Annotated in this window: 13 protein-coding genes; 7 read left to right on the plus strand and 6 right to left on the minus strand. The window is 61.0% G+C overall.

Annotated elements, in window-relative coordinates:
- Nucleotides 1-256 precede the first annotated feature (256 nt).
- Together ACTJKE_RS29355 and ACTJKE_RS29360 are read left to right on the plus strand one after the other, a co-directional pair.
- Nucleotides 257-1354: an IS1595 family transposase gene (locus ACTJKE_RS29355; protein ID WP_440693312.1), complete on the plus strand. Its 1098-nt coding sequence runs from the start codon at nucleotides 257-259 to the stop codon at nucleotides 1352-1354.
- 464 nt (nucleotides 1355-1818) lie between these two features.
- Nucleotides 1819-3678, plus strand: a complete 1860-nt coding sequence (locus tag ACTJKE_RS29360) for a TPR end-of-group domain-containing protein (RefSeq protein WP_440693314.1) — start codon at nucleotides 1819-1821, stop codon at nucleotides 3676-3678.
- Between the two features lie 430 nt (nucleotides 3679-4108).
- Here ACTJKE_RS29360 and ACTJKE_RS29365 read toward each other — a convergent pair whose 3' ends face one another.
- The gene (locus tag ACTJKE_RS29365; RefSeq protein WP_083203838.1) at nucleotides 4109-4801 is read right to left on the minus strand and encodes a Crp/Fnr family transcriptional regulator; all 693 of its coding nucleotides are present in this window, start codon (nucleotides 4799-4801) and stop codon (nucleotides 4109-4111) included.
- Nucleotides 4802-4999: 198 nt separating this feature from the next.
- Between ACTJKE_RS29365 and ACTJKE_RS29370 the strand changes: the two genes are divergently transcribed.
- Both ACTJKE_RS29370 and ACTJKE_RS29375 read left to right on the plus strand, forming a co-directional pair.
- Nucleotides 5000-6430 carry a DUF1254 domain-containing protein gene (locus ACTJKE_RS29370; RefSeq protein ID WP_440693317.1) on the plus strand — a complete coding sequence of 477 codons (1431 nt, stop codon included), beginning with the start codon at nucleotides 5000-5002 and terminating at the stop codon, nucleotides 6428-6430.
- A gap of 48 nt (nucleotides 6431-6478) precedes the next feature.
- On the plus strand, nucleotides 6479-7873 hold the full coding sequence (locus ACTJKE_RS29375) for a DUF1254 domain-containing protein (protein WP_440693319.1): 1395 nt from the start codon (nucleotides 6479-6481) through the stop codon (nucleotides 7871-7873).
- Nucleotides 7874-8410: 537 nt separating this feature from the next.
- Here the strand turns inward: ACTJKE_RS29375 and ACTJKE_RS29380 are convergent.
- A complete protein-coding gene (locus tag ACTJKE_RS29380; RefSeq protein WP_440693321.1) occupies nucleotides 8411-9586 on the minus strand; it encodes an MFS transporter in 1176 nt (391 codons plus the stop codon).
- 106 nt (nucleotides 9587-9692) lie between these two features.
- Here ACTJKE_RS29380 and ACTJKE_RS29385 point away from each other — a divergent pair, with 106 nt between their 5' ends.
- From ACTJKE_RS29385 to ACTJKE_RS29395, 3 genes are all read left to right on the plus strand, one after another.
- On the plus strand, nucleotides 9693-10253 hold the full coding sequence (locus ACTJKE_RS29385; protein WP_440693323.1) for a winged helix-turn-helix transcriptional regulator: 561 nt from the start codon (nucleotides 9693-9695) through the stop codon (nucleotides 10251-10253).
- Between the two features lie 532 nt (nucleotides 10254-10785).
- The gene (locus ACTJKE_RS29390; RefSeq protein ID WP_440693325.1) at nucleotides 10786-11250 is read left to right on the plus strand and encodes a DUF6130 family protein; all 465 of its coding nucleotides are present in this window, start codon (nucleotides 10786-10788) and stop codon (nucleotides 11248-11250) included.
- 234 nt (nucleotides 11251-11484) lie between these two features.
- Nucleotides 11485-11913, plus strand: a complete 429-nt coding sequence (locus tag ACTJKE_RS29395; protein WP_440693327.1) for a putative quinol monooxygenase — start codon at nucleotides 11485-11487, stop codon at nucleotides 11911-11913.
- Between the two features lie 227 nt (nucleotides 11914-12140).
- Here the strand turns inward: ACTJKE_RS29395 and ACTJKE_RS29400 are convergent, their stop codons facing one another.
- Genes ACTJKE_RS29400 through ACTJKE_RS29415 form a run of 4 tightly spaced genes read right to left on the minus strand, consistent with a single transcriptional unit; the run spans nucleotide 12141 to nucleotide 16226 of the window.
- The gene (locus ACTJKE_RS29400; RefSeq protein ID WP_440693329.1) at nucleotides 12141-12896 is read right to left on the minus strand and encodes an SDR family NAD(P)-dependent oxidoreductase; all 756 of its coding nucleotides are present in this window, start codon (nucleotides 12894-12896) and stop codon (nucleotides 12141-12143) included.
- A gap of 30 nt (nucleotides 12897-12926) precedes the next feature.
- Nucleotides 12927-13688: an SDR family NAD(P)-dependent oxidoreductase gene (locus ACTJKE_RS29405; RefSeq protein WP_440693331.1), complete on the minus strand. Its 762-nt coding sequence runs from the start codon at nucleotides 13686-13688 to the stop codon at nucleotides 12927-12929.
- A gap of 13 nt (nucleotides 13689-13701) precedes the next feature.
- The gene (locus tag ACTJKE_RS29410) at nucleotides 13702-14736 is read right to left on the minus strand and encodes a proline racemase family protein (RefSeq protein ID WP_440693366.1); all 1035 of its coding nucleotides are present in this window, start codon (nucleotides 14734-14736) and stop codon (nucleotides 13702-13704) included.
- Between the two features lie 14 nt (nucleotides 14737-14750).
- On the minus strand, nucleotides 14751-16226 hold the full coding sequence (locus ACTJKE_RS29415) for an aldehyde dehydrogenase family protein (protein ID WP_440693333.1): 1476 nt from the start codon (nucleotides 16224-16226) through the stop codon (nucleotides 14751-14753).
- Nucleotides 16227-16247: the final 21 nt, after the last annotated feature.

Consider the following 16247-nt stretch of genomic DNA (forward strand, 5'->3'; position numbering starts at 1 on the left):
TCGCCAGGACCCACATCGCAAAGAAGGGAGATGCATTTCACCGTCCGATCAGCACACTGAGGAACGAATAGCGGAAACAACCCTCTCAATTGACGGGGCGGCCGACAAGCCGTCGCCCGCCCCTCGGGTCAACTGCCTGTTCTCTTAGGGATAACATTCCAGTCGATACATGGCCTTTATCAACGAAAGACAGCAACAACCTTGCTGTCTAGGGATTGCCGTGCGATTCTTCGGGGATGATCCGAGGGAGATGAGAATGTCGGAAACGATGCTTGCAGCGCTTACCAACATTCGGATCGCGGAAGATATGATCGTGGCCTTTCGCGATGAGGAGCAGTGTCGGCGATTGCTGGAAAGCATGGTGTGGCCGGCCGGAAGAGTTTGCCCTGCCTGTGGTTACAAGCGCTCGATCGCGATCGCCGGGCGCGATGTTGGCAAGCGGCGTGCGCGTCCGGGTCTCTATCAATGCTCCAGCGGCGATTGTCGCTTCCAGTTTACGGTGACGACACACACGCCGCTGCATTCCACAAAGCTTCCTCTGAGTGTCTGGCTGAAGGGCATGTGGCTGATGCTGCAGTCGGATAAAGGTTTGTCCTCGGTGCGCCTGGCCGAGGCTCTGGGGGTGAGCCAACCGACGGCCTGGCGGATGGGACACGCGCTGCGTCTCATGGCGGCGCGCGAACACATGCTCGATGGCACGGTGGAGATCGACCATTTTTATCTCGGTGGGCGAGCAAGAATAAATCCGGACGATCCACCGCCTGGACGAGGCCGAAAAGGTCTGCCGAATACCCAGAAGACGCCTGTCATGGTGATCGTGCAGCGACCAGATGACGTCACACCCGGCACTCCGGCCGGTGACGCGCGTGCTGCGGTGGTGACGGGTCTTTCGCTACGTGCAGCGGCGCGCGCGGCCGAAGCGCAGATCGACCCCGACGCCTGCTTGATGAGCGATGAGGCGACAGCGTTCATAGCCCTTGGCGAGAACTATGCCAGGCATGACACTGTGAAGCATTCCAGCCGCGAATACGTTCGTGACGCCGTTCATGTCAATTCGGTCGAAGGTTTCAATGCCCGCGTCCGCCGCACAATTGCCGGTGTCTTTCATCATATCAGCCCGCAGCACGCCGACCTGTATTTCCACGAGATCGGTTTCCGCTGGTCACAGCGCATTGTGACTGGCCAGGCTGTGCGGAAAAGCCGAAATGGCGTGGAACGCATGAAAACAATGTGGTCACGGGTACCGCCGGCGCTGCAACTGCTGCAGATCTTTCGCGCTGCGACCGGCCGGCAAATGCGCAGAAGCCAGGATGGTGGGATCATCGTCAAATCAGCAGTCGCTGTCTTTGGTTGATAAGGGCCCGATACATTATGCGATCTTCGTGGCCCAAAAAGTGAACATCACAGCAACAAGCCGTGCAGGACTCGTGGGGAGCGCGATTCTGTCCGCCTGTAAGGCGACGCCCCCGCTTAAGTCTGTGAACGGCAGTATTGCGCCCCCATTTCGGACGTTAAAGCCAGTTTTGCCGAGCTCCGAAAGCGGACACAATCGCTTCTGTCTGTGCCGTCTCAAGGAACACCGCGAAATTCAACTGTAGCGCACGATCGGGTGTTAAGGTCGCTGTTGCACTGCTGCTGAGGCGTATTTGGTTTGCCCCGTCGGCAGTTGTGGCGATTGCTCTCTGTCGATCCTGGCCGTCCTCCAGTCGCGCCACGGAAGCTGCCATGCAGCCGGGCGACTGTTGGCCGACGAAAAAGAGAATTTTCAACGTAGAAAACTGCTAAGATACGGTTCCGGAGTCAGTAGCCCCACCAATCATGGAACGCCGCCTGACCGCAATATTGGCCGCCGACGTCGTCGGTTACAGCCGCCTTATGGGCCTCGACGAGGCGGGGACACTCGCAGCGCTGAAGACGCACCGCCGCGAAATGGCGGACGCCAAGATCAACGAGCATCAGGGGCGCATCGTCAAGGTCACCGGCGACGGCATGCTGGTCGAATTCCCGAGCGTGGTGAATGCAGTCGCCTGCGCTGCAGACATCCAGCGCAGGATGCGCGAGCGCAACGTCGACGTGCCCGATGACCGCCGCATCGAATTTCGCATCGGCATTCATCTCGGCGACATCATCTTCGAAGATAACGACATCTACGGCGACGGTGTCAACATTGCCGCGCGCATCGAGAGCATTGCCCAGCCGGGCGGCATCGCCGTGTCCGGCTCCGTTCGCGACAATGTCGGCAACCGGCTCGACCTCGCCTTCGAGGACAGGGGCGAGCAGACGCTGAAGAACATCGACCGGCCAGTGCGGGTCTATAACGTTGACCTCTTCCAGCGCACCCCGCCGCAGGGCGTAGCAACCGGCGCGGCGCCCAAGGCAGCGCTGGCAAAGGAAAAGCCTTCGATCGCCGTGCTGCCCTTCGACAACATGAGTGGCGATCCGGAGCAGGAATATTTCTCCGACGGCATTACGGAGGACATCATCACCGACCTGTCGAAGATTTCCGGGCTCTCGGTCATCGCCCGCAACTCCGCGTTCACTTACAAGGGCAAGTTGGTCGACATACAGGACGTATGCCGGCGTTTCCATGTCGCTACTGTACTTGAAGGAAGCGTGCGCAAAGCCGGACAACGCGTGCGGATCACTGCGCAGCTTATCGACGGCAAGGATGGAACGCACCTCTGGGCCGATCGCTACGACCGCGACCTCACCGACATCTTTGCGATCCAGGACGAAATCACGCACACAATCGTCGAGCAACTCAAGGTAAAACTGCTGCCGGAAGAGAAGAAGGCGATTGGACAGGCGCCGACCGCGAATGTCGAAGCCTATACCAACTATCTCAGAGGCCGCGAGTTTTTCCACACGCGCACCAAAGGATCGCTGCAACTGGCGCGACGCCTCTTCGCCAGGGCGGCTGATCTGGATCCCAACTATGCGCGCGCCTATGCCGGGATCGCCGATTGCGATTCGGCCCTGCATGCCTGGCACGGTGCGGAGATCTCGCTCGAGGCGCTGTTGGCGACCTGCGCCAAGGCGCTGGCGCTTGATCCCAGCCTCGCCGAGGCACATGCCTCGCACGGCCTTGCGCTCTCGACAAACGGCCGGCACGGCGACGCGGTCGCCGAATTCGAACGCGCGATCGCGTTGGATCCGAATTCCTATGAAGGCCATTACTTCTATGCCCGACACTCGTTTGCAGAAGGCGATCTTGAACAAGCGGTCGAACTCTACGAACGCTGCGCCGACATCAACCCCGACGACTATCGATCGCCGCTCCTGGTCATGAACGCATTGCACTCGCTCGGTCGACACGACGAGGAGGCCAAGCTGGCCGCCGTGGGGCTCGAGCGGGCGGAACGCGCCCTCAGGCAGCATCCCGAAAATTCCGATCCCGCCCAACTCGGCGCCATCGCCCTCATTGCTCTTGGCCAGCATGAGCGGGCCAAGGAGTGGGCAGATCGCGCTCTGGCGATCGATGCCGACGACAACAATGCGCTGTACAACGTTGCCTGCGTCTATTCGCTGCTCGGCGAGCCCGATCACGCAATCGACCTGCTGGAACCCTACCTGCAAAAGGTTGGGCCTCATATGAAATCCTGGTTCAAGAACGATTCGGATTTTGATCCCATCCGAAGCCATCCACGCTATGCGAAACTGCTGAAACTGATCGATTAGCCATCGAAACGGGCTCGACTGTTTATCCAAGCATTCCGTAGGCTAGATGAGCTAGGCCAATCCGACGTGGACCATGCATCATAAGGTTACTCGGGAGACTGATCCTCACCCGGCTCGAATATATCCCGCGAGGCCGGCGTGAAGTATCTTGGCGTGGACATTGAGGATGCACTGGAACGCGCGGAGCACACTGAGATATGAGCGCGTGCAGCCCCGCTCATAGTGAGGCTGCACGCGTCGCGGGGACCATTCTGGAGGTCGTGGTCGCGCCAGAAGCGGAGCTCAGCGCACCAGGTCGTTGACCTTTTGACCCGGAAATACCTGTTCACGAGTAGGAGAAGAGCAGGCCGTCGGACGAACAAGTCCATCCGCTGCGGGACATCATCTGCCCCGACGCATCTCATCGCCAGTGGGCCTCGCCGGCACGTCACTAATCCGCTTCGTCTCCCTCGGCGAAGCGACGTAGCGCTCCGGGGTCGGCAATCATGATGGAGCGATAGGCGTTCGTCACCCATCCAGCCTTCGAGAAGCGCTTGAGGGCGGCATTCACCTGCTTGCGTGACGCATTGGCCATAACGCCCAACTCGCTCTGGGTCAGCGGAATCGGGGTTTCTTCGCCGATCCACGTCATACGCTGAAGCACAGAGGCGATCCGCCGGTCCGCCTCGGGCTTCTGCAGATCATGGATCACGCGAAACAGGAACTCGACGCTCATCATCAGGATGAGCGCCACGTGATGCACCACTTGCGGGTCGCGCGCGGCCATCTGGTCGATCGCATCTAGGGGAAGATGCATCAGCGTCGTTTCTGTGACGGCCCGAAGCTCGCCGCGCCGCGGTTTTCGGGTGAGGAAGCAGGCTTCACCGGTCCAATGACCAGGAACCCCGAGGAGGATAAGGCGAGGAGAAGCGCCTGATGGCGCAAGGCTGACGCTGACAGTGCCTGCGACAAGCCCGTAGATGCCGCCGGGCGGATCGCCGAGATGGAATACGGGCTGGCCGGGAGCGAAATGCTGCAGTACGGAACGCCGCAAGACCTCGGCCCGGAACGCCTCCGGCAACAGCGGCAGCCAGCCGCGCTCGCTCATGATCCGATTGGCGTTCATCCTCGTGATACGTGCCAAAAAAAGCTCATCTTTTGTCCGATTCGGGACAAATACAACTTTTCATTGTCCTACGCTAGCAGCAACGGCAATCACTCGTTTTGCGCCCTGCCACACCACTTCGGCCAGGCCGTGGAAAGCGTACCCCGGGCAAAAACCCAGTTGGTGCGCGCGACCTTGCCTCAGGGCCTCAGGGTCAGTGAAAAAGGGAAGACAATGATGCGGCCTACCATCACAAAAACCTGCCAGAAGGCACTGCTCGTTTTCGGGCTCTGCGTTGGCCTGCAAGGAATTGCCGGGGCGCAAACCGCCGAGGTCGCGCTGACGCCCGAGGAAACCTACGCAATCGCAAGAGAAACCTATCTCTACGCCTACCCGATCGTCAGCATGGACGTGACCATGCGCCAGGCGACCAACGTGCCGGATGACGCCACAGTCAACATGCGGGCACCGGTCAATCAGTTCGCGCATGCGCGGGCCTATCCGAAGGCTGATGAGAAGGATGTGGTGCGGTTCAATTTCGACACGCTCTATTCGTTCGCTTGGCTCGACCTCTCCCGCGAACCGGTCATCCTCTCGGTGCCGGATACCGAAGGCCGCTACTATCTGCTTCCGATGCTCGATATGTGGACCGACGTCTTTGCCGTCGTCGGTACCCGCACGACCGGCAATGAAGCCGGCACATATGCGATTGTCGCTCCGGGATGGACGGGAACACTGCCAGACGGCGTTGTGAAGATCACCGCGCCGACCTCGGCGATCTGGATAATCGGTCGCACGCAGACCAATGGTCCGGCGGACTACGACGCCGTCCACAAGGTGCAGGACGGCTACAGGCTGACGCCGCTTTCGCAGTGGGGCAAAGACTACGCGCCGCCCAAGAACATGCCCGTCGATGCGTCCGTCGACAACACCACGCCGCCGCTGGTCCAGGTGAACAGCCTCGACGGCGTCGCAATGCTGACGCGACTCGCTGATCTCATGGTCAAGTACCCGCCGCACCCGAACGACTATCCGATCCTGCTGCGCCTCCGCCAGCTCGGGGTGGAGCCGGGCAAGCCCTTCGACGCCGCCAAGCTCGCCCCTCAGACCAGGGACATCGTCAATAAGGCGGCAAAGGAAACGCTCGCCGCATTGCCGGTAAGGATGCTCACCATGACCCCGGCCGAAAACGGCTGGAACATCGGCAGGGAGCATATGGGCGCTTACGGAACCGCCTATCAATGGCGCACGCTGATCGCTCTGGGTGGTCTCGGGGCCAACCTTGCCGAGGACGCTGTCTATCCTACGGCATTTATCGACGGCGAAGGCAAGCCGCTCAGCGGCGCTAACAAATACGTGCTTCATTTCGACAAGGGGCAGACGCCGCCGGCCAACGCCTTCTGGTCCATCACGATGTACGACAAGGAAGGATTCCAGGTCCCGAACCCGATCAACCGCTTTGCCATCGGCGACCGCGACAATCTCACCTACAACGCCGACGGATCGCTCGACATCTATCTCCAGGCGGACTCGCCCGGAGCGGACAAGGAAGCGAACTGGCTGCCGGCACCGAAGGACGAGTTCCAGCCGACGATGCGCATCTATTCTCCGCGGCAGGAGGTTCTCGACGGAAGCTGGACCCCACCGCCCTTCAAGCGCGTGAATTGAGACGCCACTTTCTTAGCGAAGAGTCGAGTTTCCCCACAGGAGGTACAATTGAGGAAAACACTTATCGCCGCATGCGCGTTGATGACGCTCGGAGCGCCGGCCGCCTTTGCGCAGCAGGCGGTTTCGCCGGACGAAGCCCGGGAGATCGCGCGAGAAGCGTATATCTATGCCTACCCGCTCGTCCTCATGGAGGTGAGCGGCCGCGTCTCGACGAATGTCGCCGAGCCACCCGGTAACACCGACGCGCCTGTCAACCAGTTCGGGCACGCGCGGGCCTTCCCCGATCCCTCCTTTACGATCGTCGTGCGGCCGAATGCCGACACTCTCTATTCCTCGCTGGTCTACGACGTGTCGAAGGAACCGCTCATCGTCACCGTGCCGGATTCCGGCAAGCGCTACTACCTGCTGCCCATGCTCGACAAATGGTCGGACGTATTCGCCGTTCCCGGCTCGCGCACCACGAGCAGCGGGCCGCAGACCTTCGCCATTGTAGGCCCGGGCTGGACGGGTGAGCTGCCACCAGGCGTGACCCGCTATGACAGTCCGACGGCCGGCGGCTGGATCGGCGGGCGCGTGCAGACCAACGGCAAGGCCGACTACGAGGCCGTGCACCAATTCCAGAACGAAATGAAGGCCGTGCCGTTGAGCGCCTACGGCAAACCCCACACGCCGCCGAAAAGCGGGGTCGATCCAAAGCAGGATATGAGCTCGCCGCCCGAGCAAGTGGACAATATGGACGGCGCTACCTTCTTCACGCTGTTTGCGGAACTGCTGAAGCAGCATCCGCCGCATGCCAACGACTATCCGATCCTCGACCGGATGAAGCGGATTGGCATAGTGCCGGGCGAAAGCTTCTCGCTCGCAGACAAGTCCAAGGAAATCCAGGATGCGCTGAATGCTGCTCCTGCGGCGGCACAGCCGTCGATCAGGGCAGCATGGCAGAACGCAGGTGTCTCGCAGAATGGCTGGCGCACCAACCTCACCGCCATCGGCACCTATGGGGCGGACTATCTGCACCGGGCAGGCGTGGCCTATGGGGGGCTCGGCGCGAATGTGCCCGACGATGCGATCTACCCCACGGCCTTCCAGGATGCGGACGGCCAGCCGTTCGAGAGCGACAAGCGTTACGTGATGCATTTCGAGAAAGATCAAATCCCGCCGGTGCGCGGCTTCTGGTCGCTGACGATGTATGACGAGCGGCAGCTCTTCACCGCCAATCCGATCGACCGCTATGCGATCGGCGACCGCGACGCGCTGGCCTTCAATGCCGACGGCTCGCTCGACCTCTACATCCAGCGGGAATCGCCAGGCAAGGACAAGGAAACCAATTGGCTACCGGCTCCGAAGAACGGCTCCTTCACCATGAATCTGCGTCTCTACTGGCCCATGGCCGAGGCAACGAACGGCACCTGGGGGCCGCCGCCGGTGAAGCGGGTGGACTGAGCTTCACCGATCTGCTGAACACCGACCGATCCCCGTGCGTGACCCAGCCGAGGTTCAGGCTTGGGGACGGCGTGGATCGGAGGCTGCATTTGAGCTGAAGCGGGCCGTCTGAGACGGTTCGCTGGGGTCAACTTGCGACGGTGCCCACGCCAACCCGAATGTCGGCTCTTGAAGGTTCGCTGCCCGAAGCTTCCGGTCTGCTCTCGGCCCCAATTGAGACGCTCGGATTCATACCGGCCAAGAATCCGTTCTTCCCGTTTCCCGGGCGTTCAGATCAAAGGCAGTAACGCGAACTCTCCATCCGACTGAGACGACTGGAAGCCGGCAACATGCCGCTCATTCCGGGTGTCTCCTATCCCTCGCCTTGAACCAAATCGAACCCTCGACCCCGCCGAGGCAAATCCGACGGCCGAGCTAAGCTTACTTCACTCACGCTTAGACCATCGGGGGTGCCTGATGGATTCACCCAGACATATCAGCTCGCGACGCATCACTCACACACGCCTCGATCGTGCGCGAGCCGGTGGCGCGCCTAGTTCACGACGTCGCCAGACCGGGAGCTATCTCAGAACCCTTTCGGATCTGCCAATGCGCCACCTGGGCTATGACAAGGGCCACACCGACGAACAGACCGCCTATCAAGCCGAGTTGATGGCGTTCAAGCACCGTGATGCCGGCCGCTCCAATGAGACCAGCAGCCGATACTCCGACATAAAGGGCAGCCGAATTCAGACCCAGTAAGAGCGAGGCCGATGCGGGCGACAAACTGATCAAGCGGTGCTGTTGGGGAACCAACAAGCCCCAACCGCATATGCCCCAGACAGCCAAAGCCAAGGCAGAGCTCCAGAGGTGCGCACTGCTCCACGGCATCAATGCAAAGTTCACCACGGCGATCGCGAGTGAACCATTGACAATCATTCGATTACCGAACCGATCGGTAAAATATCCGGCTGCCAGGTTGCCAACTGTAGCTGCGATGCCCCAAAGCAGCAGAAGTGCGGCCAACACCTCGGGCTTACCGCCGGTGGCGCGATCGAAGGTCACTCCGAGATAGGTGTACACCGCAAAGAACCCCGAATACGCCACCAGCGTGGTCAAAAGGGTGAGCGCTACGCGAATGTCTTTGAGTGGAACAAGGCGAGCGCGCAACGAAACCGCCGGCAAAGGAGGGACAGCTGGCAACAGCCCGTAGACGCCAACAGTAGCGACGGCGCCAACGATAGTGACAAACCACATCGTGGCGCGCCAATCACCCAGCCCGCCAATAAATGTTCCCAGCGGCGATCCCAGGGCGGTCGCACCGGACAACCCGGCGACCACGATTGCTAGCGCACGCGCGCGTTTTTCCGGCGGTACAAGTGAGGCACCTGTCGCCGTCGCCGTTGGGCTAAACATCGCTGCGCCGAGCCCCGCCACGAAACGGCTCGCCAACACCCATTCGATGGTTGGTGCAATGGCTGTGACAAGATTACCGACGACGAACACTGCCAAGCCGGCGAGCAGAAGTCGCTTCCGGGGCCAATGAGCCGCGGCGGCCGCAATAACCGGCGAGAGCACGGCGAAGCTCAACGCATAGACGGTGACCATTTGGCCAGCGACCGCGATTGAGACGCCGAGGGATTGCGACACCTCAGGAAGAATTCCAGCGATTACGAAACTGTCCGTACCAATGGCGAACATGCCGACGGCAAGCACGAGCAAACGACGATCCATTGCGGTGGTCCTTTTAATCCGCGGCGTCAGTCGCCGCGCAAAAGTTTCATATTAAAACTTATCAACAAAAGTTGCATGACGCAACTGTTGTGGCTATATTGCCTGTATGCAACGCAAAACCTTCAGTGAAATGAACTGCTCGATTGCCCGCGCCCTCGATGAAATAGGCGAGTGGTGGAGCCTGCTCATTATCCGGGAGTGCTTCCTGGGAACCACGCGTTTCGATCAGTTTCAGGAGCGACTCGGCATCGCCCGGAATATTCTGACGACCCGCCTGAAGCGGCTCATCGCGATCGGTGTCGTCGAAAGAGTTTCTCTGGAAGAACATGGGCGACGGGAGGGCTATCGCCTCACCGCCAAGGGCGAGGAGCTTTTTCCTGTGTTGGTTTCGTTGCAACAGTGGGGCGACAAATGGGCTGTTGGCGAAAAGGGGCCGCCGATCCGAATGGTTGAACACGAGACCGGTAGTTTGCTTGGACCTGTGGGCCCGATCTCGTCTACCGGGCGTATAATCAGTTTTCGTGACGTTCGCCTTGAGATGGGCCCAGGCGGAGGGCCGTCTACAGCAAAAAGAATAGCGGACCGAAATTTCGCTATTCTCGGAGTGGCCGATGAGACGTCCACTGCCGACAAATCGGCCGAACTCGACTCAACAAGCACATCGTAAGCGGGCGACTCCTCCTCGTGCTTTTGGTGGCCAATGTTTCGATGTGCCAAACACCGGACCCGCATTCGAGCCCATTTCTTTAGTGCAGGGTGTCGCACCCGCTCAACATCCAACGGGCATTCGAAACTTGCGCCTTTTTCGACAGCGCTGGCTGCCCGCCCTATCCGTAGCCGGCAAAGGAGTTCGGCCATGGAAACGAGCTTGCACTTCTGAAGCGAACTCAATTATTTGTGTTTACTTTCAGCATGTTACATCGAATTGACGCTTGATCGATCAAGCAGCGGTTGCTTTCGCCAGCTCGTACAGTGCGATACACTTCATGCCGTACGAGGACACGTTGCAGATACCAGCATGCCTCAGTCTCCCGCTCGCAGTCGACTTGACTGCAAATCGTCAGACCGGAGCGAAGCAGGGCGCCACCAAACGAGGTCCCCGAAAAGCGGCTAATCGGTCTCGATCGTGTCGCCCGATCTTCGGATCCGGCGAGAAGAGGGCCATGAAACAACGGCCCTGTGACCCAATGGAGCCAAGCATGAACACTCTCACCAAAGCCTTGGTGGCGTTTGCCGCTATCACCTTGCCGGCTACCGGCTCTTTCGCCCAGACCGCGAAAGACATCCGGGGACCATCTCCTTATGTCGGGATCGAGAACGAGCCCCCTCCGAAGCTGATCGTGGACCCGCCGCTCGCCGAGGGGCTGGCAATCGGTGTCTACTGGGCCCAATACCGGGTCGAAAACCTGCGCATTGTGCAGGTGTTCGGCAAGGGCGCGACAAACACATCTCCGCGGGTGGGACACCTCCATATCATCGTCGATGATTTGCCTTGGTGGTGGGCCGATGCAAGCGACAACAACACGGTCGACATCGCCAATTTCCCGCCGGGAAAGCACAAGGTGAAGATACAGTTGGTGGACGCCAACCACAACGTGTTCGAAGGGCAGGTGGTGGAACATACGTTCACCATTCCTGAGGGCGTGACCGTTCACAAACATTAGGAATGGCGCTGCGCCCACGTAAGAGCCAGCGAAACCAGGGTTCGAACTTAGGATCGGAGATCCGCGACGCCCATCGGTCCGCTGAGCGATCGGCGTAGCACTCATACCTCCAAACAGGCAACGAGGGCGTCGAGTTTGTTCGGCGACCGTGGGCAGACTGTTGTCCAGCTCGCCCGGCGCGCCCTCGGTTCGATTTCGGAAAACTCTACGACCCCCAACCAAGAGGCAATGAACATGTCCAAAGACAAGAATGAAGTCACCAACACCGATCTGCATAGACGCACTGTCGTGACAACGCTGGGCGTTGCGGCTGCTGCGGCGTTTGCTGCACCGGTCGGAGCATCCGCCGCCCAAAATGTTGAGCTGCCCAAGGGTGCCGTCACGGCAGTCGTCCTCGTGCGCGCACGCGCTGGCAAGGAAGCCGACCTGATCCGAGCGACCGAGGCCTTGGTTCCAAAAGTAAGGCAGGAAGCTGGAAATCTCCTTTGCCAGTTCCATCAGGGCCTCGAAGACCCCAGCTTGTTTGTATTCTACGAGATCTTCGAGACCGAGGCGGCGCTCGAGGCGCATAAAGAGATGCCTCACGTGAAGCAGTGGTCGACAGACGTCGAGTCGCTGATGGCAGAGCCCGCAGAACTGAAAGTCTTGAAGGCGTCGGGTTAAAACACCGCACTCGGACTCAAGTAGCGCACAGGTGGGAGCACTCCCCGCCTCGGAGCCTCGGCAAAAACTGGTCGAATTGAAGCGCGTCTGGCTGGCAAACCTGGCGCGCTTTTCCTTCGCGCTCTCTGCCGCCAAACGCGGCTGATGGGCCCCGGACCATTCCAATCAATACGTTTCCAGTCGATACATTATGCGATCTTCAAAAAACGCAGATGGTACATCCCACATCAACCGACCGCCTGTGCGCCTGTTATTTCAACAAGAGAGCCACAGATGAACGCGGCTTCCTTCGACGCGAGAAAAGCGACGAGCGCCGCAACTTCTTCCGGCTTTCCGACGCGGCCAAGCGGAACGAGCTGGTCGAGATCGGCGATCGTTCGGCCAGATCGCTTCACTCCCGCCTCCAACATTGGCGTATGGATTTCTCCGGGACACACGGCATTCACGCGAATCTGATGGGGCGCATAGTCTCGGGCGAGGTTCTGCGTGAACGCCGCAACCGCCGCTTTCGTGGTGTTGTAGGCAATGTGGTTCGGCGCCGGGTAAAGGCCCCACTGCGAGGCGGTGTTGACGATTGCACCGCCGCCAGCCTCGATCATGTGCGGGAGAGCGGCCCGGCACAGGTGGAACATCGAATCGAGGTTGACCGCAAAGCTCAGGCTCCAATCGTCGTCGGTCAGCGACAGGAGATTGCCCCGACGATTGATGCCGGCATTATTGACCAAAACGTCGATACGCTTCCTCAACGCGAGTGCTTCTTCGATCAGAGCGAAACAGGGCTCCTTCCGGGAAATGTCGGCGGCAATTGCGACGGCGGAACCACCGGCTGAGACGATCTCGGCTGCGACGGCTTCGGCCGCTTGGCCGTTGACGTCCGAGACGACGACCAGTGCACCCTCGTCCGCCAGCCGTCGCGATATGGCGGAACCGATACCGCCACCACCGCCAGTCACGATCGCCACCTTGTCTTCGAACCTCTTCATCGTCTCTCTCCCCTCTTATCGAGTAACCAACTATCGAATGTAGCTGCCGCCGTTTACATCGAGCGTCGCGCCATTCAGCGAACGCTGCGAGGGCCGCAGCGCGAAGGCGACGAGTTCGGCGACCTCCGAGGGCTCGGCCATTTCACCAATCGGAATGTCAGCGACCGCGGCATGCTTGCCGAACTTCGCAATGAATTCCTCAGCCATGTCAGTCTGCACCCAGCCCGGTGCGATCGCCAAGGCCACGACACCATCGGCGCCGAAGCTGCGGGCGATCGATTTCGTGAGATTGACCAACGCCGCCTTCGTGGCGCCATAGGGCATGGCGTCGGCCGCATAGCCGCGCTGCCCGGCACGGCTCGCCATGTTGATGATGCGGCCACCGCCCTGCGCCTTGAAATGCTTCAGCGCCTCCTTGCAGAGATCGGCTGCGGCAAAGAAGTTCACCTGGAACTCCTTCTGCCAGGCCTCTCTCCAGGCACTCGGCTCGGCATCGATCGAAACTTCCGTGCGGATGCCGGCATTGTTGACGAGCGCATGGATGCGTCCTGCGGCGGCTTCCGCCTCCCGCCAAAGGCTGAAGGCACCGTCGGCCGCGGAGAGATCGGCCTGGAGGATTATCCCCTCGCCCGGAAGGCTGGCGAGGACTGCTTCCGCAGCCGCCCGGTCGCGGCCATAGTGAATGATCGGGCGCGCGCCCTCCTCCGCCAAGCGCCTCACGATGGCGGCGCCGATACCGCCGGAAGCCCCGGTGACGAGGACAGTCTGGCCTGCGAGACTTTCTGTTGGCATGACCTCTCCTCCTTCAGCTCAACATGTCGACCTGCGGGCCCCAGCTGTCGGAGAGCGCAAAGCCGCTCCTGAAGGGGTCCTCGTCGGATACGCGAAGTTGTTCGCGTCCATAGATCCAGCCACGCCCGGTGATGCGCGGCAGCACCGCGGTGCGCCCGCCGACCTCGGTGATGCCAATCACCTCCGCGGTGAACTCGCCGCCGATGATCGAGCGCGCCGTTCGCCGATCCCCCACCGAGAGCTTTCCGCGGGTATAAAGCGTGGCGAGGTTTGCCGAGCTGCCGGTTCCGCAGGGAGATCGGTCGACACGGCCGGGTTTCAGCGTCGTGCAGGTGCGTATGGCGCCGTCTGGCTCGGTCCCACGAAACATGACATAGGCGATTTCGTCGATACCCAGCAGCACGGGATGCTTCACCACCACCTGCTCAGAAAGCACCGACTTCAGTTCGATCCCTGCTTCGGCCAGATAACGGGCGTTGGCTGGTTCAATTTCGCTTCCCACCTGGTCGACGTCGACGATGGCGTAATAGACGCCGCCGAAGGCGATATCGACCTTGATGCGTCCCCAGCGCGGCGTCTCGATTTTGAGGTCGAGCACTTCTGCAAAACTCGGCACATTGTCGAGACTGACAGACAGGCAGCGCCCCTCGCTGCAGGTCGCACGCGCAAAGATCAGGCCGGCGGGCGTATCCAGGCGGACGATCGTTTCCGGCTCCCGCATTTCGACGCGGCCGCTTTCGAGAAGCGCCGTCACGACGCAGATGCAATTGCTTCCGGACATCGGATGGGCACGATCCGCCTGCAGCACGATGAAACCGGCATCGGCGTCAGGCCGCGTCGGTGCGACGAGCAGATTGACCGACATCGCGACGCTGGCCCGGGGCTCGAAGGTGACAAAGCGGCGCAGGCTGTCATCGACCGTGTTGATGTGGTTCATCTTGTCGAGCATGGTCGCGCCGGGGATCTCCGGCGCGCCGCCGAGGATCACCTTGCCGATCTCGCCCTGGCAATGAACCTGCAGGAGATCGAGCGAGCGATCCCAACTCATGGAAACGTGGCCACTCATTTGATGTACCAGCCCCATTTTGCACCGGTGGCAAAGCGGGTGATCTGCTTGGTCTCCAGGTAGTTCTCGAGACCCCAGCGGCCGAGCTCGCGGCCGATGCCCGATTCCTTGTAGCCGCCCCAGGGCGCCTCGGTGAATGTCGGCTGGGAGCAGTTGATCCAGACGATGCCGGCGCGGAAGGCGGCAGCCACGCGCTCCGCACGACGGTCGTCCCGCGACATGACGGCGGCCGCCAGACCGAAGCGGGAATCGTTGGCAAGCTCGATCGCCTCTTCTTCGGTAGCGAACGGCCTGGTGCAGACGACCGGGCCAAAGATCTCCTCGCGCCAGGCGTCGCTCTCCAGGGGAACATCGGTCAGCACCGTCGGCTCGAGGTAGTAGCCCGTTTCGAGACTCTCAGGCCGTCTCCCGCCGCAGGCGATGGTTGCACCGGCCGCCTTCGCCGCCTCGATCGCCGCAACGACCTGTTGATGCTGACGTTTGGAGACCAGGGGTCCGAGAAGCACGCCGTCTTCGAGGCCGTTGCCGATCCTGATCTTCTTCGTTTCCTCAACGAGGCGGGCGAGCAGCCGGTCATAAATCCCGTCCTGCACCAGGACGCGGGACGTCGCCGAGCAGACCTGGCCTTGGTTCCAGAAGATGCCGAACATGATCCATTCAACGGCCTCCTCGACATCGGCGTCATCGAAGACGACGAAGGGCGACTTGCCGCCAAGTTCGAGGCTGATGCGCTTGATGTCGCGGGCGGCGGCCGCCATGATTTTCGAGCCGACCGGACCGGAACCGGTGAAGGCCAGCTTGTCGACCTGCCTGTGGTCGATGATCGCCTGTCCAGCGACCGAGCCAGCCCCGGTGACGATGTTGAGGACGCCGGCGGGAAGGCCGACGTCGTCGGCAATCGCCGCAAGCTCCAGCGCCGTGAGCGACGTCACCTCGGCTGGCTTCAATACCACCGTGCAGCCGGCGGCGAGTGCCGGCGCCACCTTCCAGGCTGCCATCAGCAACGGATAGTTCCAGGGGATGATCGCGCCGGCGACACCGATCGGCTCCTTGACGGCTTTGGAGGTGAAGCGCGCGTCGGGGAGCGGTATCGGCTCCTCCGGATTGTTGTCGAGCTGTTCTGCAAGGCCGGCATAAAAGTCGAAGCAGCCGGCCGCGTCGGCCACATCCCAGTCGGCCTCCGGAAACGGCTTGCCGTTGTCGATGACTTCCAGGCGCGCGATTTCCGGCTGCCGGGCGCGAATACCATCGGCGATGGCGCGCAGGTACTTGGCTCTCTGCGCTCCGGACAATTTCGGCCAGCCGTCCTTGTCGAAGGCGCGACGTGCCGCCTTGACCGCGACGTCGACATCGACAGCCGTTGCGGCTGCAACCTGATGGATCACCTCTTCCGTCGCCGGGTTGACGACGTCGAAGGTCCCGCCGTCAGATGATGGCCTCCATTTGCCATCGATATAAAGTTCGCTTCGCATGGTATTCTCCCTGCTTGCCTG

This window comes from Ensifer sp. 22521, assembly GCF_052044795.1.
Lineage (GTDB): Bacteria > Pseudomonadota > Alphaproteobacteria > Rhizobiales > Rhizobiaceae > Ensifer.

What these genes read in the sequence shown, in the direction of transcription:
- ACTJKE_RS29355 (WP_440693312.1), top strand. Translation starts at nt 257, where the DNA reads ATGTCGGAAACGATGCTTGCAGCGCTTACCAACATTCGGATCGCGGAA.
- ACTJKE_RS29360 (WP_440693314.1), top strand. Translation starts at nt 1,819, where the DNA reads ATGGAACGCCGCCTGACCGCAATATTGGCCGCCGACGTCGTCGGTTAC.
- ACTJKE_RS29370 (WP_440693317.1), top strand. Translation starts at nt 5,000, where the DNA reads ATGCGGCCTACCATCACAAAAACCTGCCAGAAGGCACTGCTCGTTTTC.
- ACTJKE_RS29380 (WP_440693321.1), bottom strand. Translation starts at nt 9,586, where the DNA reads ATGGATCGTCGTTTGCTCGTGCTTGCCGTCGGCATGTTCGCCATTGGT.
- ACTJKE_RS29385 (WP_440693323.1), top strand. Translation starts at nt 9,693, where the DNA reads ATGCAACGCAAAACCTTCAGTGAAATGAACTGCTCGATTGCCCGCGCC.
- ACTJKE_RS29390 (WP_440693325.1), top strand. Translation starts at nt 10,786, where the DNA reads ATGAACACTCTCACCAAAGCCTTGGTGGCGTTTGCCGCTATCACCTTG.
- ACTJKE_RS29395 (WP_440693327.1), top strand. Translation starts at nt 11,485, where the DNA reads ATGTCCAAAGACAAGAATGAAGTCACCAACACCGATCTGCATAGACGC.
- ACTJKE_RS29400 (WP_440693329.1), bottom strand. Translation starts at nt 12,896, where the DNA reads ATGAAGAGGTTCGAAGACAAGGTGGCGATCGTGACTGGCGGTGGTGGC.
- ACTJKE_RS29405 (WP_440693331.1), bottom strand. Translation starts at nt 13,688, where the DNA reads ATGCCAACAGAAAGTCTCGCAGGCCAGACTGTCCTCGTCACCGGGGCT.
- ACTJKE_RS29410 (WP_440693366.1), bottom strand. Translation starts at nt 14,736, where the DNA reads ATGAGTTGGGATCGCTCGCTCGATCTCCTGCAGGTTCATTGCCAGGGC.
- ACTJKE_RS29415 (WP_440693333.1), bottom strand. Translation starts at nt 16,226, where the DNA reads ATGCGAAGCGAACTTTATATCGATGGCAAATGGAGGCCATCATCTGAC.